The organism is Myxococcales bacterium, assembly GCA_016717005.1.
In the GTDB taxonomy this organism is placed as follows: domain Bacteria; phylum Myxococcota_A; class Polyangia; order Haliangiales; family Haliangiaceae; genus UBA2376.
In genome coordinates, this window is record JADJUF010000037.1 from 85,633 (window position 1) to 110,021 (window position 24,389).

General features: G+C 73.9%; 23 protein-coding genes. 11 read left to right on the forward strand and 12 right to left on the reverse strand.

Annotated elements, in window-relative coordinates:
* The first annotated feature begins 19 nt into the window (after window positions 1–19).
* Window positions 20–835, forward strand: coding sequence for a hypothetical protein (locus tag IPL61_24070; protein ID MBK9034303.1), 816 nt, complete (start codon window positions 20–22; stop codon window positions 833–835).
* 92 nt (window positions 836–927) lie between these two features.
* The gene (locus tag IPL61_24075) at window positions 928–3,714 is read left to right on the forward strand and encodes a hypothetical protein (protein MBK9034304.1); all 2,787 of its coding nucleotides are present in this window, start codon (window positions 928–930) and stop codon (window positions 3,712–3,714) included.
* Window positions 3,715–3,750: 36 nt separating this feature from the next.
* Here IPL61_24075 and IPL61_24080 read toward each other — a convergent pair whose 3' ends face one another.
* Window positions 3,751–4,923, reverse strand: coding sequence for a cystathionine gamma-synthase (locus tag IPL61_24080; protein ID MBK9034305.1), 1,173 nt, complete (start codon window positions 4,921–4,923; stop codon window positions 3,751–3,753).
* Between the two features lie 103 nt (window positions 4,924–5,026).
* Complete coding sequence (locus IPL61_24085) at window positions 5,027–5,515, reverse strand: hypothetical protein (GenBank protein MBK9034306.1); 489 nt, start codon at window positions 5,513–5,515, stop codon at window positions 5,027–5,029.
* A 97-nt stretch (window positions 5,516–5,612) separates the two neighbouring features.
* Between IPL61_24085 and IPL61_24090 the strand changes: the two genes are divergently transcribed.
* From IPL61_24090 to IPL61_24110, 5 genes are all read left to right on the forward strand, one after another.
* Complete coding sequence (locus tag IPL61_24090; protein MBK9034307.1) at window positions 5,613–7,286, forward strand: amidohydrolase; 1,674 nt, start codon at window positions 5,613–5,615, stop codon at window positions 7,284–7,286.
* Window positions 7,287–7,292: 6 nt separating this feature from the next.
* Window positions 7,293–9,119 carry a hypothetical protein gene (locus IPL61_24095; GenBank protein ID MBK9034308.1) on the forward strand — a complete coding sequence of 609 codons (1,827 nt, stop codon included), beginning with the start codon at window positions 7,293–7,295 and terminating at the stop codon, window positions 9,117–9,119.
* Window positions 9,120–9,250: 131 nt separating this feature from the next.
* On the forward strand, window positions 9,251–9,835 hold the full coding sequence (locus IPL61_24100) for a Uma2 family endonuclease (protein MBK9034309.1): 585 nt from the start codon (window positions 9,251–9,253) through the stop codon (window positions 9,833–9,835).
* Between the two features lie 294 nt (window positions 9,836–10,129).
* On the forward strand, window positions 10,130–11,233 hold the full coding sequence (locus tag IPL61_24105; protein MBK9034310.1) for a PilZ domain-containing protein: 1,104 nt from the start codon (window positions 10,130–10,132) through the stop codon (window positions 11,231–11,233).
* Window positions 11,234–11,262: 29 nt separating this feature from the next.
* A complete protein-coding gene (locus IPL61_24110) occupies window positions 11,263–11,943 on the forward strand; it encodes a hypothetical protein (GenBank protein MBK9034311.1) in 681 nt (226 codons plus the stop codon).
* Between the two features lie 56 nt (window positions 11,944–11,999).
* Here IPL61_24110 and IPL61_24115 read toward each other — a convergent pair whose 3' ends face one another.
* The 9 genes from IPL61_24115 to IPL61_24155 all read right to left on the reverse strand — a co-directional run bounded on the left by IPL61_24115 (window position 12,000) and on the right by IPL61_24155 (window position 19,396).
* Entirely contained in the window at window positions 12,000–12,329 is a 330-nt protein-coding gene (locus IPL61_24115) for a J domain-containing protein (protein ID MBK9034312.1), read from the reverse strand.
* 193 nt (window positions 12,330–12,522) lie between these two features.
* Window positions 12,523–12,822 carry a hypothetical protein gene (locus IPL61_24120; GenBank protein MBK9034313.1) on the reverse strand — a complete coding sequence of 100 codons (300 nt, stop codon included), beginning with the start codon at window positions 12,820–12,822 and terminating at the stop codon, window positions 12,523–12,525.
* A gap of 77 nt (window positions 12,823–12,899) precedes the next feature.
* On the reverse strand, window positions 12,900–13,712 hold the full coding sequence (locus IPL61_24125; GenBank protein MBK9034314.1) for a kinase/pyrophosphorylase: 813 nt from the start codon (window positions 13,710–13,712) through the stop codon (window positions 12,900–12,902).
* A 19-nt stretch (window positions 13,713–13,731) separates the two neighbouring features.
* A complete protein-coding gene (locus tag IPL61_24130) occupies window positions 13,732–15,018 on the reverse strand; it encodes an SPASM domain-containing protein (GenBank protein ID MBK9034315.1) in 1,287 nt (428 codons plus the stop codon).
* Window positions 15,015–15,233 carry a hypothetical protein gene (locus IPL61_24135; protein MBK9034316.1) on the reverse strand — a complete coding sequence of 73 codons (219 nt, stop codon included), beginning with the start codon at window positions 15,231–15,233 and terminating at the stop codon, window positions 15,015–15,017. Before IPL61_24135 ends, IPL61_24130 begins: the two co-directional genes overlap by 4 nt.
* Window positions 15,234–15,322: 89 nt before the next feature.
* Window positions 15,323–16,690 (reverse strand): sigma-54-dependent Fis family transcriptional regulator, encoded by a 1,368-nt coding sequence (locus tag IPL61_24140; protein ID MBK9034317.1) that lies wholly within the window; start codon window positions 16,688–16,690, stop codon window positions 15,323–15,325.
* Window positions 16,691–16,770: 80 nt separating this feature from the next.
* On the reverse strand, window positions 16,771–17,871 hold the full coding sequence (locus tag IPL61_24145) for a hypothetical protein (GenBank protein ID MBK9034318.1): 1,101 nt from the start codon (window positions 17,869–17,871) through the stop codon (window positions 16,771–16,773).
* On the reverse strand, window positions 17,868–18,374 hold the full coding sequence (locus tag IPL61_24150) for a hypothetical protein (GenBank protein ID MBK9034319.1): 507 nt from the start codon (window positions 18,372–18,374) through the stop codon (window positions 17,868–17,870). The genes IPL61_24145 and IPL61_24150 overlap by 4 nt, the downstream gene beginning before the upstream one ends.
* Entirely contained in the window at window positions 18,371–19,396 is a 1,026-nt protein-coding gene (locus IPL61_24155; protein MBK9034320.1) for an arginine N-succinyltransferase, read from the reverse strand. The genes IPL61_24150 and IPL61_24155 overlap by 4 nt, the downstream gene beginning before the upstream one ends.
* Window positions 19,397–19,615: 219 nt before the next feature.
* On the opposite strand from IPL61_24155, the gene IPL61_24160 reads away from it, so the two are divergent.
* Window positions 19,616–20,245, forward strand: coding sequence for a hypothetical protein (locus IPL61_24160; GenBank protein MBK9034321.1), 630 nt, complete (start codon window positions 19,616–19,618; stop codon window positions 20,243–20,245).
* A gap of 109 nt (window positions 20,246–20,354) precedes the next feature.
* Here the strand turns inward: IPL61_24160 and IPL61_24165 are convergent, their stop codons facing one another.
* On the reverse strand, window positions 20,355–21,191 hold the full coding sequence (locus tag IPL61_24165; GenBank protein MBK9034322.1) for a polysaccharide deacetylase family protein: 837 nt from the start codon (window positions 21,189–21,191) through the stop codon (window positions 20,355–20,357).
* A gap of 307 nt (window positions 21,192–21,498) precedes the next feature.
* Here IPL61_24165 and IPL61_24170 point away from each other — a divergent pair, with 307 nt between their 5' ends.
* From IPL61_24170 to IPL61_24180, 3 genes are all read left to right on the forward strand, one after another.
* Entirely contained in the window at window positions 21,499–22,515 is a 1,017-nt protein-coding gene (locus IPL61_24170; protein MBK9034323.1) for a D-cysteine desulfhydrase family protein, read from the forward strand.
* A 98-nt stretch (window positions 22,516–22,613) separates the two neighbouring features.
* Complete coding sequence (locus IPL61_24175) at window positions 22,614–23,276, forward strand: hypothetical protein (GenBank protein ID MBK9034324.1); 663 nt, start codon at window positions 22,614–22,616, stop codon at window positions 23,274–23,276.
* 365 nt (window positions 23,277–23,641) lie between these two features.
* Entirely contained in the window at window positions 23,642–24,364 is a 723-nt protein-coding gene (locus IPL61_24180) for a YebC/PmpR family DNA-binding transcriptional regulator (protein ID MBK9034325.1), read from the forward strand.
* Window positions 24,365–24,389: the final 25 nt, after the last annotated feature.

Sequence of the window (24,389 nt, forward strand, 5' to 3'; positions counted from 1 at the left end):
CGTGGTAGCATGGCCGACGGTGCGGCCCCAAGCTCGGCGTGAGCGCGCGCGTGTCGTCCTGGACACGCAGCTCGGGCGTATCTACAACTTCGCGTTCCGGATGGCGATGGACGCCAAGCGTGCCGGCCGGATCGTCGAGGAGACCTTCGCCCGAGCCTGGGTCGGGTTCGACGATCTGCCCGAGGACGACCAGCGCGCCCACCTGTGGCTGCTCAAGATCGCCCTGCACGTCACCGGCGAGCGCCTGCCGCGCAGCCCCGAGGTCAACTTCGACGTCCTCGACGAGACCCTGCGCAACGAGGCCACGCGCACGGACGTGGTCCGGTCGCTGTCCGACCCGCAGCGCGATCTGCTCTTGTGGGATCTCAAGCAGGGCTGCATGACCAGCGTCGCCGCGTGCCTGGGGCCGGGCGAGCGCGCGGCGTTCGTCGCCGCTCAGGTGCTCAAGCTCCCCGACGAGGACGGCGCCAAGGCCCTCGGCGTCACCGTCAGCGCCTACCGGGTGCGGCTGTCCCGGGCCCGCCAGAAGATCGGCGACTACCTGGCGCCGCGGTGCGAGCACATCGACCCGATGAACCCGTGCCGCTGCCCGGCCCGGGTCGGCACCGCGCTGCGCAAGGGCTTCATCGCGCCGCTGGCGCCGCCGGCTCAGGGCGGGGGCGCGGTCATGCTGCGCAAGGCGCCGATGCCCTACGGCCGCTACGGCGCCGGGGTCGGCGCCGACGACGCGCCCCAGCGCGACATCGCCGCGATCTACGGCAGCCTGCCCGAGCCCGAGCCGTCGGCCGAGCTGCGCGCCAAGCTCGCCGCCGCCATCGACGCCGCGTTCGTGTAGCGCGACGCCAGCGGCCGCGCGGTCGCGAAGATCCGCGCGCGCGCGCGTCCTGTCGACGCGGGCCCGGTGTGGCCCTGCGTCAGGAGCTGCCGATGGCCAAGCGCGTGTTCGAGTTGAGCGAGATCCGTCGTTACCTGCCCACCAAGATCGCGCTGGCGGCGCGGTTGCCCCCGGGCATCCGCGCCGAGCTGCTGCGTCCCAAGGTCGCGCTGGCGATGCCCAAGGGCGCCGGCTACGTCGGCACCTACGCGCCGATCCAGCTCAAGATCGATCCCTCGTCGGGGTTGACCCTCGACGACCTCGACTTCGTGGTCGCGGCGGGCCCCGCTGGCGGGCTGGTGTCGCGGTCGCAGGAGCGCGCCGCGCTGCCGTCGCGCCCGACGGTCATGCTGCTCCACGGCTACCAGCCGGGCGTGCACGTGCTCGAGGTCCGCCACCACGGCACCGGGGTCGTGCTCACCCGCCGTAAGTTCGTCGTCACCGACCAGTGGAACGACGACGTCAACGGCCCGAACCTGTGGTTCTCCGGTGTCGTGGCGACGCCGACCGTGGCACCGACCTGGGGCGGCGGCCCCGGCACCGCCCAGAACTTCGCGACCGTGCCCGCGACCGGGAACCGGCGCATCGCGATCGTCTTGGTCGACACCAGCGACCAGCGCTACACCACGACCGCGGCGACGCTGACCGGGTTCCAGACCCGCTGGCAGCAGAACGCGTTCACCGGCGTGGTCGGGGCCGACGGCGTCAGCCGCAGCACGGCCGCCTTCTACAACGAGGTCTCGTACGGCAACCTGACGGTCAGCGGCACGGTCTTCGCGACGGTCGTGAACCTGCCCAACGGCTGGAGCTCGTACTTCCAGGTCGACCCGCGCAACGGCGCGTGGCAGGCCAAGAACGAGTTCGTCAACCAGGTCGTGACCCAGGCCAACAGCCAGTCGACCGCGGCCAACCCGTTCGATCTGACCGGCTTCGACATGGTCGTGTGCGTGACCCAGGCGGTGACGCCCGCGGTCGGCGCCGCCAAGGTGGCGTGGCCGTACGGCGGCTACGGCGTCAACAGCGCGACCGCGTTCGGCACGGTGTCCGGGCGCGGCATCTCGATGCCCAACGAGTGGGGCGACGGCTCGGCCAACGATCAGGGCGGCGGGCGCACGATCTTCCAGACGCTAGCCCACGAGATGGGCCACACGCTCAACCTGCCCGACCTGTACACGCCGTCGGTCGCCGGCCGCAACGTCGGCGGCTGGGACCCGATGGACGCCGAGGGCCCGTTCCCGCACTTCACGCTGGCACACCGGATGATGCTCGGCTGGATCCCGGCCGGCTGGCTGCGGCTCTACAACTTCCAGGCGCTGGGCACGAGCGTCGACGAGACCATCACCCTGGCGCCGATCGAGGCCGGGGCCCCGCCCGCCGGTCGCTTCGGCGGCGCCGAGATCCGCGTCGGCGACGGGCGCAACTACTACCTCGAGTACCGCATCGGCCAGGCCGCGCAGATCGGCGACCGGGCGCTGCCCACGCCCAGCCGGGTGGTGATGACCGACGTCAGCCAGCCCCCCGACCCGCCGGTGATCTCGCGGCCGACGATCCTCCTGGTCGCGCAGCACGCCGACGACCAGGGCGCGGTGCTCGGCGCCGGCAACCTCTACCACGAGGTCGACAGCACCTCGCCGACCTTCCCGACCGACTTCCAGGTCGACGTGGTCGCGATCGACGGCACCAGGGCCGACGTCCGCATCCGCTACCAGGTGATCGGCAAGCCCGATCCGTCGATCCGGCCGTGGCCGCGCGACGCCGCCAACCAGTGGCAGAGCCCCGACATCGAGGTCAGCAACGCGCGCAGCGTCGCCGATCCGGCGACCTACGCCAACGTCCCGTGGCAGGGCCACGTCAACACCGTCACCGCGACCGTCACCAACCGCGGCACGCTCGCGGCGCCGGGCGTCCGGGTCGACTTCGCGGTCAAGGACTACACGATCGGCGGCGCGCCCGAGACCTCGATCGGCTCGGACACCCAGCCGATCGGCCCCGGCGCCACCGCGACGTTCACGACCACGTGGACCCCGCCGGCGCCGGCCGCCAGCGACCCGCCGCAGCACTACTGCGTCGTCGCGCGGGTCGCCGCGTACCAGACCCCGACCACGCCGCCGGTCCTCGAGATGACCGACGCCAACAACCTCGCGCAGTCGAACTACGCCCGCTTCATCTCGGCCTCGTCGTCGCCGCCGTCGCGCGAGGTCACGTGGATCACCGTCGGCAACCCGTTCGAGGAGCCGACCTGCGTCTACCTCGACGCCGGCCAGGACAACCCGCTGTACCGCACCTACCTCGAGCACCGCTGGCTGGTGCTCGAGCCCGGCGAGCTGCGGACCGTGCGCGCGATGTTCGAGTTCGCCCCCGACGGCGCGGTCCGCGGCGCCAAGGACCAGCGCGACCTCGAGCGCCACCTCACCCAGCCGGTGCGGGTCCGGATGCTCGGGCGCATCGCCGACCCGCGCGACCCGCGCCCCCACGGCACGATGGCGATGGCTGGCATCGACGCGGTGATCTCGCACGGCCGCGGCACCCGCGTGACCGACTTCGATCACGCCGGCCCCGATCAGGTGGCCGGCAAGGTCGAGCGCGCCGACGGCAAGGCGGTCGACCGCGGCGTCGTGCTGATCCACTTCCAGCGCGACGCCAAGGACCAGCGCGCCGACGACGGCTACGTCTCGGCCGACCTCGATGGCGACGGCCGCTTCGCCGCGCGGGCGCCGCACGGCTGGACCGCCGCGACCGCGTACTACCTGCCGGCCGACGGCCTCGCCGACTCGACGTCGCCGACGATCACGCCGCGCGCCCACGGGACGCCGGAGCAGCAGCAGCGCCCGAAAGGCTGAGCGCGGCGCGCGCGGTGGTGCGCGGCGATCGCGCGGTCAGCGGGCCGCGGCGAACGCGCGCTCGAGATCGGCGCGCTGGTCGTCGAGGTCCTCGATGCCGACCGACAGCCGGATGAAGCCGTCGACGATGCCGAGCGCGGTGCGGCGATCGAGCGGCACGCTGGCGTGGGTCATGATCGCCGGGTGCTCGATCAGCGACTCGACGCCGCCGAGCGACTCGGCCAGCGTGAACAGCTGGCACGCCGACAGGAACCGGCGCGACTCGTCGAGCCCGCCCTTCAGCACGAACGAGATCATGCCGCCGAAGCCGCGCTGCTGGGTCCGGGCCAGCGCGTGCTGCGGGTGGCTCTCGAGCCCGGGGTAGATGACCTTCTCGACCTGGGCGTGGCCGCTGAGCCACTCGGCCAGGGCCCGGGCGTTGCGCTCGTGCCGCTCCATGCGCACGTGCAGCGTCTTGGTGCCGCGCATGACCAGGAAGCTGTCCATCGGCGACGGCACCGCGCCGACCGCGTTCTGCAGGAACGCGACCCGCTGGCGCAGCTCCTCGTCCTTGACGATGATGCAACCGCCGACCACGTCGGAGTGGCCGTTGAGGTACTTGGTCATCGAGTGGACGACCAGGTCGGCGCCGAGCTCGAGCGGCCGCTGCAGGTACGGCGTCATGAAGGTGTTGTCGACCGCGAGCAGGAGCCCGCGCCGCTTGCACACCTCGGCCACGGCCGCGATGTCGGCGAGCTTGAGCATCGGGTTGGTCGGCGTCTCGAGCCACACCAGCTTGGTCGTCGGCCGGATCGCCGCCTCGACCGCCGCGGCGCCGGCCAGCGGATCGACGTAGCTGAACTCGAAGCCCATGCGCCGGTAGACCTTGTCGAACAGCCGGAACGTGCCGCCGTAGAGGTCGTCGCACGCGATCACGTGGGTGCCGGCGTCGAACATCTGCAGCAGCGTCGACGTGGCCGCCAGCCCCGACGCGAAGCAGAAGCCGGCATGGCCGCCCTCGAGCGAGGCCAGGTTGGCCTCGAGCGCGAACCGCGTGAGGTTGTGCGTGCGCGAGTACTCGAAGCCCTTGTGCTCGCCGGGCGCGGTCTGCGCGTAGGTCGACGTGTAGTAGACCGGCGTCATGACGGCGCCGGTGGTGGGATCGGGGCTCTGCCCGGCGTGGATGGCGCGGGTGCCGAAGCCCAGCGTCGGATCGTCGTGGATGGCCATGGTTGGTCTCAGCGCCTCGGTGCGGCCCGGACCTCCGAGGAGGATCCGGGCCGTTCGGGTGGGCTCGTCTCGTGGGGGCGGGTCGTCGCGACCCGCCGAGGGCTCAGCTCTTGAGGTCGAACTTGTCGGGGTGCTTGTCCATCAGGTTCTCGATGGCGGCCTCCTCGAGCAGGTCGAGCATGCGCTGGCCGCCGTACTTCTTGACCAGCTTGTCGTCGTACTCGTCGGCGATCAGCGCGACGTCGCGCAGGGTCGCGGTCAGCTCGTCGCGGTCGAGCGTCGTGCCGCCCAGGATCGAGTGCACGAACAGGATCGCGTCCTGGGCCGGGTCGTACGCGAAGGCGCCGAACCGGACGTAGGTGTTGAGCTCGAGCAGCTCGAGCGCGAGCTTGCCGTCGACCTCGATGCCCTTGACCAGCTGCGCGGTGCAGCGCAGGCACGCGCGATCGTTGCCCCACGGCACCACGCTGATCATCACGTAGGCCGAGCCTTGCTTGATCACGTACAGCGAGTCGTCGACCTTGCGGTAGGCCGCGCTCGCCGACAGGGTCTTCTCGATCAGGAGTGAGGTCGCCACTTCGGCCGGGTTCATGGGCGCGTCATAGCACGCCCGGCCGGGCCTTCGGTGCCGTCAGAAGGCGGGCCCGGGACCGGCCGCAGCTGGCGATCTTTGGGTATCGTCGGCCCGCGTGCGTAGCCTCCTGTCGTCGCTCCTGCCCCTGACCTGCGTCGTCGCCTGTGGCCGGAGCGCCCCGGCGGCGCCGGACCGCGCCACCCTGGTCATGGTCGGCGGTGACGTGATCACCAACCTGCCCGACCGCCCGCGGGTGACGGCGGTGGCGGTGCGCGGCGCCCGCGTCCTGGCGATCGGCGCCGACGCCGACATCCGCGCGCTGGCCGGGCCCGAGACCCGGGTGATCGAGCTCCACGGCCGCACCGTCACCGTCGGGCTCGCCGACGGCCACTGCCACCTGTACGGCCTCGGCGTCGCCAGCGAGCAGGTCAACCTGCGCGGGCTCGCGTCCGAGTCGGCCGCGGTCGTCGCCGTCGTCGCCGCCGCCGCGGGCCGCCCCGCCGGCGAGTGGATCGAGGGCCGCGGCTGGGATCAGAACCCCTGGGGCGGCGCGTTCCCGACCCGGGCCAGCCTCGACGCCGCGCTCGGCGATCGCCCGGTGGCGCTCCGGCGCGTCGACGGCCACGCGGTCTGGGTCAGCTCGGCGGTGCTGGCGCTGGCCGAGATCACCCGGGCCACGCCCGATCCCGCCGGCGGCAAGATCATCCGCGACGCGGCCGGCGAGCCGACCGGCGTGCTGGTCGACAACGCCATGGCGCTGATCGAGGCGCGCGCGCCCAAGGCCTCGCCCGAGGCCCGCGAGCGGCGCATCCGCGCGGCGGCCGCGCAGGCGATCGCCGCCGGCATCACCGCCGTGCACGAGATGGGCATCGACGACGACACCGTCGCCGCGTACCGCCGGCTGGCCAAGGCCGGCGAGCTGCCGCTGCGGGTGAGCGCGTACCTCGAGGGCGATCCGGCCCGCGCCGACGCGCTGGCCGCGCGCGCGATCGAGCCCGACGACGGCGACGACTACTTCGCGCTGGTCGGCGTGAAGTACTTCGCCGACGGCGCGCTCGGCTCGCGCGGCGCCGCGCTCCTCGCCGACTACAGCGATGATCCCGGCGACCGCGGGCTGTTCGTGACCGCGCCGGACGCGCTCGACCGCGCGGTCGCGGCCGCCACCGCCGCCGGCTGGCAGGTCGCGACCCACGCCATCGGCGACGCCGGCGTCCACGCCACGCTCGACGCCTACGAGCACGCGATCAAGGCCAACCCGGGCCAGGACCTGCGCCTGCGGGTCGAGCACGCCCAGGTGATGACCGACGCCGACATCGCGCGCATGGCCGCGCTCGGCGTGATCGCGTCGATGCAGCCGACCCACGCCACCAGCGACATGCCCTGGGCCGAGGCCCGGCTCGGGCCCGAGCGCATCAAGGGCGCGTACGCGTGGCGGCGGGTGCTCGACGCCGGCGGCCTGATCGTCGCCGGCTCGGACTTCCCGGTCGAGGACGTGGCCCCGCTCGGCGGCATCTACGCCGCGGTGACCCGGGCCGACGCCGCCGGCCAGCCCGCCGGCGGCTGGTACCCCGATCAGAAGCTCACGCTCGACGAGGCCATCTTCGCGTTCACCGGGGCCCCGGCGGTGGCCGGGTTCGTCGAGGAGCAGCGCGGGCATCTGGCGCCGGGCCTGGTGGCCGACCTGACGGTGTACGATCGGCCACTGGTGGCTGGCCGCGAGCTCCTCGACACGCACGTCGACCTGACGGTGGTCGGCGGCGAGATCGTGTTCGAGCGAGGCGCCGAGTAGCCGCGCATGCGCTTCTGTCCGTTCTGCACCGCCGAGAACGCCGCGGACGCCGTGAGCTGCGCCGCGTGCAACCGGCGTCTGCCGCCGCCGCCCAACCGGCGCGCGCGCGCAGGCGGCGGCCCGCCGACCGGCCTCGTCGCCACCGCGCCCGAGCCTCGGCCGGCCCCGCCCCGCCCGGCCCCGCCCGAGCCGGTCCCGGCGCCGGTCAGCGGACCGACGACCGCGCCGATGGCCGCGCCGCCGACGATGGTCACCCCGGCCGCGCCGCCGCCGCCGGTCGACGACGGTCGCCGCGCGCTCGCGACCGCGCTGGTGCCGCCGCCGACCGCGCTGCGCCGCACCGCCCCGCCGCCCGAGCGTCGCCTCGTCGGGGTCGGCGCCCGCCGCAAGGACGACGTCACCACCGCGGCCGCGCCGCCCCCGCCGGCCAAGCTCCCGCCGAGCGACGCGACCGTGCCCGTCGACGATGACTGGCTGGTCGACCCGGTCGAGGCCGAGGCGCTGACCGCCCCGCCGAGCCCGCCGCCGGCCCCGCCGCCCGAGCCGCCGCCGCCCGGGCCGGCCCCGTTCGCCCCGCTCGCACCGACGGCCGCCCCGACCGGCGCCCCGACGGCCGCCCCGCCGACGCCGCCCCCGCCGACGCCGCGCCGACCCGCGACCCCGACCCAGCCGCCGCGCCCGCCGACCCTCCCGGTCGCCGCCGCGATCATCTCGCCAACGCGTGAGCCCTCGGACGTCGCGCCGCCGCCGACCCGCATCCTGCGCACCGACGGCACCGACGATCGGCCGTTCATCCCGCCGACGGTGATGCCGGTGCCCGAGGTGCCCGACGGCGGCCTGGCCAACGCCGCGCGCTACGCCGTCGCGTTCGCCCAGGCCCGCTGGCAGCGCAGCCGCGCGGTCAAGCTGCTGCGCGCCGAGATCACCAGCGACACAGCCGCGCTCGACGGCGTGCTGCTCACGCTCGGGCGTGAGGCCCGCGCCGCCGGGGTCGACAACCGCGTGCTCGCCGGCGAGAACGAGGCGATCTCCGAGACCGAGCGCCGCCGCGACGCCATCGCCGCCCAGGGCACCGAGGTGCTCGGCCGCAAGACCGAGGAGAACACCAAGTTCGAGGAGGTCGAGCGCCAGCGCGTCGCCACGGTCAGCGACGCCGAGCGCGTCGTCGCCGACGCCCAGAAGGACGTGACCAGCTACGAGGCCCAGCGCCGCGCGCTGCGCGACAAGCGCAAGGACCTCGAGCGTCGGCAGAAGGCGTACCTGCAGGCGGCCGAGGCCCGCGAGAGCGACGCCGAGAAGTCGCCGATGGGCGACGCCCGGGCCGAGCTGCGGCGCGCCGCCGAGGGCCACCGCCGCGAGGCCGCGTCGCTCGATCCCGAGCGCCAGGACCTCGAGCGCAAGCTGGCCTCGGTCGAGCGGCCGCTGTCGGCCGCCTCCGCCAAGCTCGAGGCCGCCAAGGCCGAGCTCGACGGCGCCAAGCGGGCCCTGGCCGACGCCCGCGAGGGCCACCGCCACCGCCTCGCCGAGCTCGACGCCGAGCACGGGCGCAAGCTGCGCGAGCACGAGCTGGCCGAGGCCGAGATCGTCCGGCGCATGGTCACGCTCGGCACGCTGATCAACCTGCACCGGGTCGATCGGGCCGAGTTCGCCGAGCTGTACCAGCGCATCGATCGCCTGCGCTCGGCGATCAACGCCCGCACGACCGAGATCGACCGCCTGACCGCCGAGCGCAGCGCCTACGACCGGCCGTCGCTGATGCGCGGCTACGCGGTCCTGGCCGGGGTGGTCGTCGCGATCATCGCGCTGATCGCGATCATCCTGGCCGCGACGTGAGCTGACCTGACCACGCCGGGCGGCGCCCCTGCTCGCTGGTGGCGCGATCACCACGGCGGCGCCACCGCTGCCCGGTCGCGCGGCGCGAGGTCCACCGGCTTTCGCGGCGACCCGATCGCCGCGGTGTTACGATGGTCGGCGTGCAGCCCGGCCACCGCCTCCATCGCTACACGTACGCGGAGTACGTCGCGCTCGAGGAGTCGAGCCCGACCAAGCACGAGTTCTTCGACGGCGAGATCTACGCCATGGCCGGCGGCAGCGAGGACCACTCGGCGCTGGCCGCCGAGGTGTTGCGCGCGCTGGGCAACGCCATCGGGGATCGCCCGTGCCGCGCGCACACGTCCGACCTGCGCATCTACGTCGAGGCGGTCGGGCTCGCGACCTTCCCCGACGGCGCGGTGATCTGCGGCCCGCTCGTCCAGCATCCGCCCAGCCCCCGCGCCACCGCCATCAACCCCACCGCGCTGGTCGAGGTCACCAGCGACTCGTCAGCCGAGTACGACACCGGCGGCAAGCTCGAGGCGTACCGCACGATCCCCAGCCTGCGCGACTACGTGATCGTCGCGCACCGCGAGCGCCGCATCACGGTGCACCACCGCGACGACGCCGGCGCGTGGTCGACGACCACCGCGGTCGCGGGCGGCCGCGTCGCCGTCGCGAGCCTGGGCGCGGCGCTCGCCGTCGACGAGATCTACCGCGGCAGCGCCGTCAGCTAGTACCTCGCCACAGGGAATCTGATCGGTTGAGGACGCCGATCCATCGCCGATCGCTGCGTTGCAACTCCTCGAGTTCCAACGAGGAGCCCGTCGTCGTTGCGCCTTGCGCTCGGCGCGCCTCGGCGCCCGCAACCAATCATCTCCCCTGTGGCGAGGTACTAGCGGCCGGCCGATCGATCGCGGTCCGTCCACGACGTCGACCTACGCTGGGTCCGTCGCGGCGACGTCGCGGCGGCGCCGCCGCCCGGGCCCGGCCGATCCGTCGACCATGGCGCCGTGATACTGTGTTCTGAGATGCCGGTCGTCCTGGTCTCGAACAACAGCGAGCTCCTACGCCACCTCGGCTCGCCAGGCTTCCGGCGGCTCGAGCTCGAGCCCAAGGTGGCGTCGAGCGGCGACGAGGCGTGGGCGCTGTTCGAGAAGCTCAAGCCGCCGCTGGCGATCCTCGACGCCGAGATGGCCGGCATCACCGGCAGCGAGCTGACCACCAAGATCAAGGCGATGTCCCCGACCAGCCGGGTCGTGCTGGTGGTCGGCAAGCGCCTGTCGGGCGACCAGATGCGCCGGATCGGCTCGTGCGGCTGCGACGAGGTGCTGGTCGCGCCGATGAGCGCCGACGAGCTCTACGACGTCGTCGCGATCGAGCTGGGCCTGCCCCGGCGCGGCGCCGAGCGCTACCACCTCGAGCTGATCCACGGCGGCGCCGCGATCGACGCCACCGTCACCAACCTGTCGATCGACGGCGCCCGGATCATCAGCCGCGTGCCGCTGCCCGAGGGCGCGGCGGTCGCGGTGCGGATCACGATGGAGGACGACACCGGCCCGGTCGACATCCCGGCCAAGATCGTCTGGGCCCAGCAGGCCTCGGGCAAGACCGTCGCCGGCGCCGGGTTCAGCGAGCTCGACGACAAGGCCCGGCGGGTGCTGTCGCGCCTGACCCAGTGGGAGATCGTCCACGAGACCCAGCGCACGCGGGTCGTGCTCAAGGGCGACTTCACCGAGGCCACGCGCTTCGACGACCTCGCCACCGAGATGGTCGGGCGCGTCGACTTCGACATGGCCCAGGTCACGTACATGAACTCGCTGGGCGTGCGCGCCTGGTGCGAGTTCCTGCGCAGCGCGCCGATCCAGGGCTACGAGTTCCACGCCTGCTCGGTGCCGTTCGTGCTGCAGGCGTCGATGGTCGCCGACGTCGTCGGCCGCGGCACGGTCACGTCGTTCTTCGCGCCGTACCACTGCGAGAGCTGCGATCACCAGGAGGAGCGCCTGCTGCAGTCGGCGGCGCTCCTGGCCGCCGGCCTCGAGGCGCCGTCGTTCTCGTGCTCCAAGTGCGACGGCCAGCTCGCGTTCGACGACCTGCCCGAGCGCTACTTCGCCTTCCTGTCGCCGGGCGACTGACCTCCCCTCGAACGGCCCGGAGCCTCCCGATGCCCCTGCCGGTCCTCGCTGACGACGCCACCTTGCCCGAGGTCGCGACCTGGATGGCCGAGCTGGCCACCGCGCTGCCGCCCGACGACGGCTTCCGCCACTTCAACGCGATCTACCTCGACGTCACCGAGCGCGTGGTGGCGCGGGTCGCCAGCGGCGGCGCGCTCGACCCAGCGTTCGTCAGCCGGCTCGACGTCGTGTTCGCGCTGACCTACCAGGACGGCCTGGTCGGCGACGCCGCCGCTATCGCCCGGGCCTGGCGGCCGATGCGGGCCAAGCGCCTCGACCGCTCGATCTCGCCGCTGCGGTTCGCGGTCGCCGGCATGAACGCGCACATCAACCACGATCTCGTCCACGCGCTGATCCGCGTCTCGCACGAGTTCGATCGCCCGCTCGACCGCGATCAGGCCAGCTACCGCGACTACCGCGCGGTCGACGACATCCTCCACGACCTGATGGCCGCGTCCAAGGACGCGGTGCTCGACGACCTCGGCGAGCGCATCGACGACGCGCTCGGCCCGGTCGACGACGTGCTCGAGTTCTGGAGCATCCGCGCCGCGCGCCAGAGCGCCTGGACCAACGCCGAGATCGCCCAGACCCTGCCGGGCCTGGTCCGCTCCGCCCACCTGGCCTCGATCGATCGCACCACCGGCCTGCTCGGCCGCGCGCTGCTGGTCTGAGCACACCGGCCTGCTCGGCCGCGCGCCTGGGGTGGGGTCCCCGAGCGTCCGGGCCGTCAACGCCGCGGCCGGCGCACGGGCCGCCCGCGCCGGCGCACGATCGCGTCGTAGGCGCGCTTGATCGCCAGGAACGCGTCGGCGCGACCGCCACGGTCGGGGTGGTGCTCGAGCGCCAGGCGTCGATACGCGGCCTTGACGGTGTCGAGCGGAGCCGCGGCGCCGACGCCGAGCACCGCGTAGGGATCGCTGGCCGCGGCGGCGCTCGTCGTCGGTCGCGGGGCCGCGCGCGGCGGGAACGGCGCCAGCCCGGCCTGGACCCGACGCCAGGCCCCGGCCCAGGGCCCGCCGTCGAACTCGAGCGGCCGCCCGGCCGCACGCTCGGCCATCGCCCGGGCCTCGGCCTCGGTGGTCGCGCCGCCACCCCACGCGTCGGGCGGCCGGAACGCCTCGAGCGTCGGCGCGCCGGTCCACCAGGCGGCCCACAGCAGCCGCCGGCGCCGGGTCCGCGCCAGCGCGAAGAAGGCCCGAGCCAGCGCGGTCATCGCCCGCGCATTCTACCCGCGACCGCGCGCCAGTTCGCTACAGCACCGGGCCGGGCGGCCTGGGCGGATCGACGTCGTCGCGCAGCCGCGCCAGCGCCTTGGCGACCTGATCGAACACCGACTCGAGCTCGTGGGCCGCGACCTCGCCGGCCGCGGTGAGCCGGCGCTCGAGCGCGTCGACCTTGGGCTCGACCTTCTCCCACGCGGTCCGGGCGTCGAGGCCCGCCAGGTGCAGCTTGAGGCGGATCTCGTCCTTGGCTTGCTTGAGCTCGTTGACCAGGGTGTCGAAGCGGCTGGGTGCGGCGTCCATGATGACCTCGCCGGCCAAGATGGCCACGCCACGGCGCGGCGCAATGCGCGGATCCGCGCACCCGGCGGCGCGGTCACCCCCGGCGGGGCGTCACCCGCGGCGCGTCAGCCGGCGGCGCGCTCGCCCGACTGCCGCTCCTGGTAGATGCGCAGGATGTCGGCGGCGGTCTCTTCGATCGCGCGGTTGGTCACGTCGATCACCGGCCAGTTGGCGTGCTTGCGGAAGATCTCGCGGCTGTACGCGATCTCGGTGTTGATGTGCTGCCGCTTGCCGTACTCGGCGTCGTTCGACATGCCGAGGTGCTTCAGGCGGGCCTGGCGGATGTGCATCAGCATGTCGGGCTGGATGATCAGGCCGAACACCTTCCGGTCATCGACCTGGGCCAGCTCCTCGGGCGGGTCGATGCCCAGCACCAGCGGCACGTTGGCGACCTTGAGGCCGCGCTGGGCCAGGTAGGTCGACAGCGGCGTCTTGGACGTGCGCGAGATGCCGACCAGCACCAGGTCGGCCTTGGGCAGGTTGCGGGGCTCGGCGCCGTCATCGTTCTTGACCGCGAACTCGACCGCCTCGATCCGGCGGAAGTAGTCCTCGGTGATCGTGTGCAAGAGCCCGGGCACGCCGGCCGGCGCCGCGCCCAGGAACGAGCCGAGCTTGCCGATCAGCGCGCCGATCAGATCGACCGACTCGACGTTGTAGCGCTCGACCAGCTTGGTCAGCAGCTCGCGCTCCTCGCTGTTGACCACCGTGAACACCACCAGCGCCCGCAGCTCGGCCGCCTTCTCGATCAGCTGCTCGCACTCGGTCTCGAGCCGCACGCGCGAGTAGGTGCGCACGTTCACCGGCACGCCCGTGAACTGCAGCGTCGCCGCGCGGACCATGCGCTCGGCGGTCTCGCCGGTGGCGTCGCTGATGATCATGACCGTCTTCATCGCGCGTCTATACCATGGGGAGCCGACGCCGAACCGGCTCGCGATCGTTGCCGAAAGCAACGCCGCGCCTACGGAAATCGACGACGCGCGGGCACTCGGGATCGGGCGCGCCGACGTCGCCGGCGTGGGCGCTGACGACCCGGCAGCCGCCGCGGCACTGGGTCAGGTACGCGCAGGTCCGACACGGCTCGGCCGCGGCCTCGCGCCAGGTCCGGAAGCGCCCGAACGCGTCGGCCTGGGTCCAGTAGGCCGGCAGGTCGGTGACGGTCGGGCGGTGGTCGCCGCGCGGCGGCGGCGGCGCCGCGAAGCTGCACGCGGTGATCGCGCCGCTGGGCTTGGCGCCGATCAGGTGGTCGCCGCCGGCGCAGCCGTAGACCGCGAGCTGGGCGAGCACCGCCGGCCCGGGATCGTGGTGCGCGATCATCGGCGTGTACGAGCAGTCGAGCTTGACCCGGATCCGCGCGCGCCGGGCCGCGGCCAGCACCGTCGGCAACAGCGCCCGGTGCTGGGCGTCGGTGCAGCGCAGGCGCTCGTAGACCGCGGCGCCGCGGCCGGCCGGCTTCCAGCGCAGGAGCTCGACCTCCGACAGCCGGCGCGCGCGCGCGTACGCGAAGATCGCCGGTAGCTCGTCGAAGTTGGCCCGGGTGACGACGACGTTGATGCCGACCGCGCGCTTGATCGAGCGCAGCGCCCGCAGCGCCGCGTCGGCCCGCGCGAACCCGTCGAAGCCGCGCACCGCGCCGTAGGTCGCGCCGAGCCCGTCGAGCGACACGTTGATCTGGCCGAAGCGATCGGCGATCGGCAGCAGGCGGTCGAGCCCGGCCAGGCCGCTGGTCGTGAGGTTGGGCACCAGCCCGCGCGCGCGCGCGTGCGCGGCCAGCTCGCCCAGCCACGGCAGGGTCGCGCTCTCGCCGCCGCCGAGCGCGACGTGGAACACCCCGGCGTCGGCCAGCACGTCGAGCGCGCGGCGCCACTCGACCAGGCCCCACTCGCCGGCGCCGGCCGCGGCGCTGGCGCCGGTGTAGCAGCCAGCGCAGCCGGCGTCGCAGCGGTTGGTCAGCTGCAGGTGGGCCTCGAGCGGCGCGGACAGCGGCGCGCGATCGAGCACGCCGTCGGTCGCGGGCGCGGCCCAGGCGGCGCCGCCCTCGAGCCCCAGCGCGCGCGCGCGATCGCGATCGACGAACACCAGCGCCCGCGGCCGGGTCAGCTGCACGATCGCCCCGAACGCCTCGATCCGGCTGCGCCGCGCCGCCGCCAGCGGATCGGCCAGCCAGCCGCGCAGCCGCGCGATCACGCGTCGCCCGAGGAGGCCGGCGCCGGCGCGGTCGGCGCCGGCGCCACCGCCGGGGACCCGGCCGGCTTGCGCCAGCGCAGGAGCGCGCCGACCAGCGGCGTCGCCAGCGCGATCGCGGTCGCGCCGAACAAGAGGAACGTCACGTCGACGCCCAGGCTCGACGAGTTGGGGTTCATGCCCCACTTGGTCGCGAGGATCCGGCCGCGGCGCGCCATGGGACGCAGTATACGGCATCCGCCGCGCCGCCCGCGGGCAAGGACAGTGCCTGGACCGGCGCGGGCGCGGTCGTCGCCGCGCCGCCCGGCTACTCGTCCTTGCCGTCTTCGCCGCGGTGGATGCCGAGGGCGCGCAGCTTCTTGTGCAGGTTGGTGCGCTCGATGCCGAGGACCTGGGCGGTCTTCGAGATGTTCCAGTTGAGCTCGGCGAGCTTCATCCGGATGAACTCGCTCTCGATCTCCTCGCGGAACTCGCGCAGCGACTTGCCGGCGTACTTGTCGAGCGACAACGTCGCGACCGGCCCGGTCGAGCGGCCGACCGCGCTGCGCGGGCCGCCCAGGTACGGCGGCAGGTCGCGCTCGCTGATCACCTCGTCGCTCATGATCACCAGGCGCTCGACGACGTTGCGCAGCTCGCGCACGTTGCCGGGCCAGTCGTAGGCCCGGAGCCGATCGAACACGACGTCGTCGATCGGCTTGCCGGCGAAGCCGTTCTCGTCGCAGCACTCGGCCACGAACGACTCGACCAGGAGCGGCACGTCGTCGAGCCGCTCGGCCAGGTCGGGCGACCGGATCGGCACGACGTTGAGCCGGAAGAACAGGTCCTCGCGGAAGGTGCCGGCCTTGACCATCTCCTCGAGGTCGCGGTTGGTGGCGGCGACCACGCGCGAGTCGGTGCGCAGGCTCTTCTCGCCGCCGACCCGCGTGAACTCGCCGGTCTGCAGCACCCGCAGGACCTTGGCCTGGGCCGACAGCGCCATGTCGCCGATCTCGTCGAGGAAGATCGTGCCGCCGTCGGCGACCTCGAACAGGCCGCGCTTCTTGGCGACCGCGCCGGTGAACGCGCCGCGCTCGTGACCGAACAGCTCGCTCTCGATGAGCTCGGGCGGGATGGCGGCGCAGTTGACCTTGACGAACGGCCCGCTCGACACCGCGCTGTTGCGGTGGATCGCGCGCGCGATCAGCTCCTTGCCGGTGCCGCTGGCGCCGGTGATCAGCACCCGCGAGCGGGTCGGCGCGACCTTGACGATCTGCCGGCGCAGGTCGTTGACCACGGTCGTCGTGCCGAGGATCTCCCAGCGGGCGTCGACCGCGCGGCGCAGCTGGTTGACCTCGCGCCACATGCGCCGGCGCTCGAGCGCGTTCTTGACCGTCACCATCACCCGGTGGCGATCGAGCGGCTTCTCCATGAAGTCGAACGCGCCCAGCCGGGTGGCGGCGACCGCGTCCTCGATCGTGGCGTGGCCCGAGATCATCACGACCGGCACGTCGGCGGCGGGGCCGCCGAGGCCGTCGTCGCCGCGGGCCTTGAGCGTGCGCAGCAGCTCGATGCCGTTGTCCTCGCCGAGCTTGACGTCGAGCAGGATCAGCTCGACCGGCTCGCGCTCGATCACCGCGAGGGCCTCGGCGGCGCTGCCGGCCTCATGGACCACGTGGCCCTCGCTGTCGAGGACCATGCGCAGCGTGCGCCGGATGTTCTTCTCGTCATCGACGATCAGGATGGCGTCGCCGGTGGGTGGCGTGATCGCGAGCTCGGTCACGACTCGTCCTCCTCGCGCGGACGCTTGGCGTCCTTGGCGTCCTCGGCGTCCTCGGCATCGGCGGTCGCGTCATCCGCGCCGGCGGTCGCGTCATCCGCGCCGGCGTCCGCGGCATCCGCGCCGTCGTCGGCCCCGCCATCCGCGGCGGCGGCCGCGTCATCCTCGGCGGCGTCGTCCCCCGCGGCCGCGTCCTTCCCGCGCCCGCGCTCGCGCCGCGCCCGCCGCGCCTCCTCGGCCCGCTCGGCCGCCTCGCGCTGCTCGCGCTCGCGCCGGTTCCACCAGAACACCAACCCCAGGATCACCACGCCGCCCAGCAGGTAGTACGGGCGGCGATCGGTCTGCTTGGGCGCTGGCCGCACCATGATCGTCGCCGGGATCTCCCCTTCGCGCGCGCGGATGCCCGGCGCCGCGCTGCCGCGGTCGCGGTCCGGCGTCGGCGTCGGCGTCGACGTCGGCGGCGGCGCCGGCTCGACCGCCACCGGTGGCGTGGCGCTGACGGCCACCGGCTCGAGCGCGGTCGCGATCGGCGCGATCGACGCCAGCGCCGCCTCGCACGCGGCCCGCAGCCCGGCGGCGTCGGGCCCGAGGATGCACTCGCCGCCGATCCGCACCAGCGCGCCGCCGGTGCGGAACACCAGCGTCCGCGCCAGCACGGTGGTGCCGACCGTCGGGTCGCTCCACTCGAGCCTGGCCTCGTGCAGCTTGCCCGCGGGATCGATCGTCACGTCCCAGCGCGACACCTTGGCGTCGGTGACCGCGTCGGCGCCGGCCCGGGTCGCGTGCAGCGCGGCGGAGGCGGAGGCGGCGGGCGCGACCGGCATCAGCTCGGTGGTCACCTGGGTCCCGATCAGCAGCGCGCCCGGCGTCGGCGAGGTCCACGCCTGGGCGTCGACGCTGATCGGCACGCCCGCGAACAGGTCCTCGTTGCCGAGCTGGGCGGCGACGCGGTCGGCGCTGGGCTTGTCGACGAGCCAGCCGCTGGGCGACGCCACCCGCGCCACCGGCGCCGGCGGGTGGGCGGGGCGATCGCCCGGTTGCGCGAGGGACGGGGCCACGAGGGCCGCGACGAACAGGAGCGCGAGCGAGGTTCTCGTCACGGGATCACCTTGGCGGCATCGAACGAAGCCAGCACGCCCTGGCACAGGGTGGCGCAGGGCGCCGGCTCGCGCGGGTTGGCGACGCAGGCCGCGACCACGACGACGGCGCCGACGCCGACCGCGCGCGCGCTGGCGCGGACGCTGCCGGTCAGCGGACCGCGCGCGATCTGGCCGCCGCCGTCGGAGCCGGTGCTCGACCAGCCGGTCAGGCCCAGGTCGCTGGTCAGGCGCGTCGCCAGCTCGGCCAGCGCGTCCTCGGGGTTCTGCCGCGGCGCGCGCGCGCCGATCACCACCGCGTAGCAGCCGCGGCCTGGATCGCCCCAGGCCAGCGCGGCGGCCCCGAGGGTCGCGGTCGCGGCGCGCGCCACCTCGGGCAGCGCGGTCCACTCGGTCGGCGGGGTCACGACGCTGCCGAGCTGCAGCGCGCCCTGCTCGGGCGGAGCCTGCGCGGTCGCGACCTGACACCCGGCCGCGACCACCGCGGCGAGCGCCAGCGCGTTCACGCCAGCACCAGCCACACCGGCAGGTCGGGGGGCACGTCGAGCCGCGCGACCACGTCGCGGGTCACGCCGAAGCGCCCGTCGTCCATCTTGATCACGCGCGCCCCGACGGCGCGGAAGCCCGGCCGCTGGGTCGGGTGCTCGGCCGCCAGGACCGCCCACGGCCGGGCGCCATCGGCGTCGTCGACCACCACCAGGCGCACGCGATCGGCGTCGCGCACCAGCGGGATCTGATCGGTCGTCGCCACGAAGTGGGGGCCGCCGTCGAACGGATCGATCTGGCCGGCGTACTCGAAGCCGATCCGCCGGAGGATCTTCTCGACCCCGCGGGTCTCGGGCCCGACCTTGCCGATGATGTCGCGGACCTCGGCCGGCAGCAGCTCGCAGTGGATCGGATCGTCGGGGAACAAGGCGTGGATGAACTCCTTGTTGTCCTTCGACAGGAGATCCGCCTCCTGGTAGCTGAGGCCGGTGAAGTGGCGGCCGAGGTGCTCCCACAGCTTGCTGGTCCCGTCGGGCTCGAGCGGCGGCAACAGCTCCGACAGCACGTGGTCGCGGAACACCTCGCGGTGCATGCGGATGAACAGGAACCGCGTGTACGACAGCAGCTTGCCGAGCGACTCGGGGTTGCCGCGGTACTCCGGCAGCAGGATCAACCCGCCGATCTCGGTCGGCCCGGCGTAGTTGTAGCCGATGCGCAGCGTGCGATGGACGAAGTAGCGATCGAGCGTGTACGAGTAGCGCTCGTCGTTCTCGACCCGGAAGAAGATGTGCGGCGCGCGCTTGGTGCCGTGCTGCGCGTGGATCATCGAGGTGCCGATGACGCGCTTGTGCTCGAGGTCCTCGAGCACGAACAGGTACTCGCGCTCCACCGCCGGGACGGTCTCGGCGAAGCTGTGCTCGGACAGCTCCAGGATCCGCTCGATCAGCCGGCGATCGGCGGGCAGGTTGACGGTGTCGAGGTGCTCCGCGACCGCCAAGATCTGCTCGGCATCCTCTCGATATGATTGTCGAATTCGGAACATGCGGGGGCCGGCGAGCGGCCGGCAGGCACCTTACCACGGGCCCGGCGCGCGCGCCTCGACCGACCGGCGCCGCGACAGCGGTGTCACGCCGCCAGAAATCTGCGATCGCCCGGCTGCGGCCGCGACAGCGGTGGCGCGTGGCTCCGCCGCCGCCGCCGTCGAGCTGCCAGCGGTTGCGCCACGATCGGGCCTGGCCGCGCGGTTGCAATGTCCCCGCGCATGCGCCGCCACCGCACCACCGCCCTCTCCACCGCCCTCTCCACCGCCCTCTCCACCGCCCTCACCGCCGCCCTCACCGCCGCCCTCGGGTTCGTCACCGCCCGCCCCGCCGCGGCGTGCTCGCCGGTCACCAACGACCCGCACAGCGTCGACCCAGCCTACGCCGGCGACGCGATCGCGCCGAGCGCGCCCGCGCTCGCCGACGTTCAGGTCACGCGCAACCAGGACAGCGGCGGCTGCGGCATGGCGACCTGCGGCGACCTGTCGATGATCGAGCTGACCGTGACGGCCACCGACGATCGCGCCCCGGCCGATCAGCTCGGCTACCAGGTCGCCGTCGTCGGCGGCACCGCCCCCGCCGAGCTGTGGTTCGAGGCGACGCCGGTGCGCCCGGCCTACAGCGGCGCGCTGCTGCTCCGCTTCGACGGCGACGATCACGGCTGGACGTTCCAGCTGGCCGTGCGCGCGGTCGATCTGAACGGCAACCTCGGGCCGCCGACCCTGGTCACCGTGACCGATCCCGAGCCCGAGACCGGCGGCTGCGCGGCCGATCGCCACCGCGCGCCGCTGCTGACGCCGGCGCTGGTGGCCGCGGCGGCGGTGCTGGCGACCCGGCGGCGCCGGCGCTGAGCTCGAGCGCGTGTCGCCACGCCCATCCCCGGTTGGAGCGAGCGCCGGCCCGAGCCCGCCTGAGACGCGAACCGCCCGGCCACCGCCCCTGGGGCGACGATCGGGCCTGCTACGGCACGGTCGCGACCAGCGCGGCGTCGACGCCGGCCCGGCCGTGGCCGATCGCGGCGCGGAGCCACGCGAGCGTCGGCGCGATCTGCTCGGCCGCGACCTGATCGCCGCCGATGATGCGGATGCCGGGCCGGCCGCGCTTCCTGCGGCGCACGTTCTCGGCGTCGATCCACTTCAACACCTCGGGCAGCGCGAACCGCGTGGCGAACTTGGTGTCGTGCATGAGCAGCACGCCGCGGCCGTCGATGCGGTTGATCGCGTGGATCACGCGCGCCGCGGTGGCCTTGGCGCCGAGCCCGCGCCACTCCTGCGGATCGATGTCCCAGTGGAAGTGCTGCAGGCCCAGCTCGCCCAGCAGGCGCTCGACCCGGGGGCAGCGCGCGCCGTAGGGCGTGCGGAACCACGGCACCGGCATGCCGGTCGCCTGCTCGAGCAGCGCCCGGGAGCCCTCGACCTCGGCCCGCCCCAGCTCCCGGTCGACCGAGCACAGCTGGACGTGGTTGATCGTGTGGTTGCCGACGATGTGACCCTCGCGGATGATCCGATGCTCGAGCGCCTGGGCCTTGGCGACGTCGCCACGCCGGAACCGCCAGCCGACCTGGAAGAACACCGCGCGGATGCCGCGGTCGCGCAGCAGATCGAGCACGACCCGGGTGGTGTCGGCGTCGGGGCCGTCGTCGAACGTCAGCAAGATCTCGGTCTCCCCGCTGGCCGACGCGCCGGCCGCCGGCTGGGGCCAGCCCCGAGGCGTCGGGACCTTCGGCCCCTGCGCCGATGCGGGCCCGACCAGGGTCAGCGCGGTCAACGCGAACGCGAGGGCAGCGCGACGGGTCACCACGATCGATCTAACACGCGGCGCGACGCGGGCATTCTTTTCGACGCGGGTCACCGGGTCGCCCCATGCCCGCAGCGCGCCCGCGCCGTGCGGGCGTGGCGGCGCACACCCACGTGCAGCCGGCGCGCGGAGCTCGGGGGACCGACCTGGGCACGATCGGCGAGCGCCGGCGCGCACATGGTCGTACCACCCGGTGCGCCGGGCCCGGCGGTCACGCCGAGGGCGCTGGGCAGGCCGGCGCCGACGGGACCGACGACGACCACCGCACGCATCGGAACATTGTATCGCGACGGCGCTACGATGCGCCATGTCGTTCATCCGCCCGCGCCTGCCCTACCCGCGCAAGGTCGCGCTCGCCCGCACCGGCACCCCGCTCGAGCCCCTGCCGCGCACCAGCGCCGCGCTCGGGGTCGAGGTGCTGGTCAAGCGCGACGACCTCACCGGGGCCGAGCTCACCGGCAACAAGGTCCGCAAGCTCGAGTTCCTGGTGGCCGAGGCCGAGGATCAGGGCGCCGACACGCTGATCACCTGCGGCGGCGAGCAGTCGAACCACGCCCGGGCCACCGCGCTGGCGGCCGCGCGCCGGGGCCTGCGCTGCCGGCTGGTGCTGCGCACCGACGATCCGGACCGGCCGCCGGCCGCCACCGGCAACATCCTGCTCGACCGCCTGGCCGGCGCGACGATCCGCTGGATCAGCCGCCCCGACTGGGCCCGGCGCACCGAGCTCATGGCCGCGGAGGCCGACGCGGTGCGCGCCGAGGGCGGCCGGCCCTACGTCATCCCCGAGGGCGGCTCGAACGCGACCGGCTCGTGGGGCTACGTCGCCGCCGCCGGCGAGCTGGCCGACGACCTCGCGACGCTGCCGGCGCGCCCGACGACGATCCTGTACGCGTGCGGCTCGGGCGGCACCGGCGCCGGGCTGGTCCTGGGCGCGCGGCTGCACGGCCTGACCGCGCGCATCGCCGGCGTCAACGTGTGCGACGACCGCGCGTACTTCGTGCGCACGATCGGCCGCATCTGCGCCGACATGATCGAGCGCTGGGCGCTGCCGGCGACGATCACCGCGGACGACATCGAGCTGGTCGACGGTCACGTCGGCCTCGGCTACGCCCGGAGCCGGCCCGAGGAGCTGGCGACGATCCGCGACCTGTGCCGGCGCGACGGGCTCGTGCTCGACCCGGTCTACACCGGCAAGGCGTTCCACGGCATCGTCACCGAGCTGGCGCGCGATCCGGCCCGGTTCGGCGAGCGCATCGTGTTCGTCCACACCGGCGGGGTGTTCGGCCTGTTCCCGGCGGCGGCCGAGCTCGCGCCGCTCCTGTGACCGATGCCGCGCGCGCGGCCCGGCTTTGCGCCGGACCGTCCGCTCGGGCTAGCGTGGCTTCAACTAGCAAGGAGACGGTGATGCGTTCGATTCCCTTGATGTCCCTGATCGCGATCCTGACCACGTCGATGCTGGCGTGCAGCGACGACAACGGCTCGATCCCGATGGATCAGTTCCCGAGCAAGCTCGCCGCCGCCGCGTGCGAGCAGTCGTTCCGCTGCTGCGACGCCGCCGAGCTGATGGATCGGTTCCAGATCTTCAACCCGCCGCCGACCACCCAGGCCGAGTGCACGACCGCGCTCGCCGCGCTGTACCAGGGCCTGCTGTTCGACAGCGAGGCCCTCGCCGCCGGCCGCATCACCTACGACGAGGGCGCGGCCGCCGACTGCGTCGCGGCCATCGACGGGGCCGCCTGCTCGGTCGAGCTCGGGCAGGCCGGCGCGTGCGAGCGCGTCCTGGTCGGCCAGGTCGCGGCCGGCGGGGCCTGCAAGAGCAGCAACGAGTGCGTCGGCGAGGCCAGCTGCGACGGCGCCACCTCCACCGCCCTCGGCACCTGCACCGCGCTCGCGACCGTCGGCATGGCCTGCGACGCGGCGTCGTGCGTCGCCAGCGCGTGGTGCGACTTCACGACGACGACCTGCGCGGCTGACAAGGCCAACGGCGCGGCCTGCTCGTTCGACGACGAGTGCACCAGCGACTTCTGCGACCCGAACAACGCCTGCGCCGATCAACCGGCGTCGATGGTCTGCGACGGCGTCTGAGTTTCAGAGGGCCTGTCGCCAGGCCCTCCCCCGTCGGGGGCAAGCCCCGACGGGGCCCCCACCCACGACGCGAAACTCCCGGCGCGCCGACCGGTGCTCGACCGAAGAAGTTACAAGCGCTGAGGTTCAGAGGGCCCGTCGCCAGGGCCAGGCCGGTGCTGGGGCACGCGACGTCCGAGGTCACGGTCGAAGCACGTCGGGACCTCGGGCGAGCTCCGACGAGCCGCGCCTCCACGACGCGCGCCGCCCGGCGCGTGGACCGGCGCTCGACCGAGACCGCGACAAGCTCCGAGCCGGTGGCGCGCCCGCGCGCTTGCGCGACCTGGCCCGTGACGGCGGGCCGCCGCTGATCTAGGCTGCGCCCCATGGGCCGCGCCTTCGAGAAACGGAAGTCCACGATCTTCGCCCGCGCCGATCGCATGGCGAAGCTGTTCACCCGGGTCGGCCGCGACATCGCGATCGCGGTGCGGTCGGGCGGGCCGACGCCCGACGCCAACCCGACGCTGCGGCGGGTGCTGCAGAACGCCCGGGCCGCGAACATGCCCAAGGACAAGATCGAGGGGGCGATCAAGAAGGCCAGCGGTCAGGGCGGCGCCGACTACGAGATCGTGATCTACGAGGGCTACGCGCCCCACGGCATCGCGGTGCTGGTCGAGACCGCGACCGACAACGTCACCCGCACCGTCGCCAACGTGCGCATGCACTTCCGCGCCAACGGCGGCAACTTCGGCTCGACCGGCTCGGTCGCGTTCCTGTTCCAGCGCATGGGCGTGTTCCGGCTGGCGCCGCACGAGGGCGACCTCGAGGAGCTCGAGCTCGAGCTGATCGATCACGGCCTGCAGGAGCTGGGCGAGGGCACCGGCGACAAGGGCGAGCCCCAGCTGATCATCCGCAGCGCGTTCACCGACTTCGGCACGCTCGCGACCGCGATCGAAGCGCGCGGCCTCAAGCTCATCTCGTCGGCGTCCGAGTACGTGGCCCCGACCCTGGTCGAGCTGCCCGAGGACCACGCCAAGGAGGTGCTCGAGCTGATCGACGCGCTCGAGGGCGACGACGACGTCCAGGCCGTCTACCACAACCTCGCGTAGCGCCGCCTCGCGCTGGTCCCGGCCC

Coding starts and splice junctions, on each gene's coding strand:
- IPL61_24075 (MBK9034304.1), top strand. CDS start 928: ATGGCCAAGCGCGTGTTCGAGTTGAGCGAGATCCGTCGTTACCTGCCC.
- IPL61_24080 (MBK9034305.1), bottom strand. CDS start 4,923: ATGGCCATCCACGACGATCCGACGCTGGGCTTCGGCACCCGCGCCATC.
- IPL61_24085 (MBK9034306.1), bottom strand. CDS start 5,515: ATGAACCCGGCCGAAGTGGCGACCTCACTCCTGATCGAGAAGACCCTG.
- IPL61_24095 (MBK9034308.1), top strand. CDS start 7,293: ATGCGCTTCTGTCCGTTCTGCACCGCCGAGAACGCCGCGGACGCCGTG.
- IPL61_24100 (MBK9034309.1), top strand. CDS start 9,251: ATGGTCGGCGTGCAGCCCGGCCACCGCCTCCATCGCTACACGTACGCG.
- IPL61_24105 (MBK9034310.1), top strand. CDS start 10,130: ATGCCGGTCGTCCTGGTCTCGAACAACAGCGAGCTCCTACGCCACCTC.
- IPL61_24110 (MBK9034311.1), top strand. CDS start 11,263: ATGCCCCTGCCGGTCCTCGCTGACGACGCCACCTTGCCCGAGGTCGCG.
- IPL61_24115 (MBK9034312.1), bottom strand. CDS start 12,329: ATGGCCGAGCGTGCGGCCGGGCGGCCGCTCGAGTTCGACGGCGGGCCC.
- IPL61_24125 (MBK9034314.1), bottom strand. CDS start 13,712: ATGATCATCAGCGACGCCACCGGCGAGACCGCCGAGCGCATGGTCCGC.
- IPL61_24135 (MBK9034316.1), bottom strand. CDS start 15,233: ATGGCGCGCCGCGGCCGGATCCTCGCGACCAAGTGGGGCATGAACCCC.
- IPL61_24140 (MBK9034317.1), bottom strand. CDS start 16,690: ATGGTCCTCGACAGCGAGGGCCACGTGGTCCATGAGGCCGGCAGCGCC.
- IPL61_24155 (MBK9034320.1), bottom strand. CDS start 19,396: ATGTTCCGAATTCGACAATCATATCGAGAGGATGCCGAGCAGATCTTG.
- IPL61_24160 (MBK9034321.1), top strand. CDS start 19,616: ATGCGCCGCCACCGCACCACCGCCCTCTCCACCGCCCTCTCCACCGCC.
- IPL61_24170 (MBK9034323.1), top strand. CDS start 21,499: ATGTCGTTCATCCGCCCGCGCCTGCCCTACCCGCGCAAGGTCGCGCTC.
- IPL61_24175 (MBK9034324.1), top strand. CDS start 22,614: ATGTCCCTGATCGCGATCCTGACCACGTCGATGCTGGCGTGCAGCGAC.
- IPL61_24180 (MBK9034325.1), top strand. CDS start 23,642: ATGGGCCGCGCCTTCGAGAAACGGAAGTCCACGATCTTCGCCCGCGCC.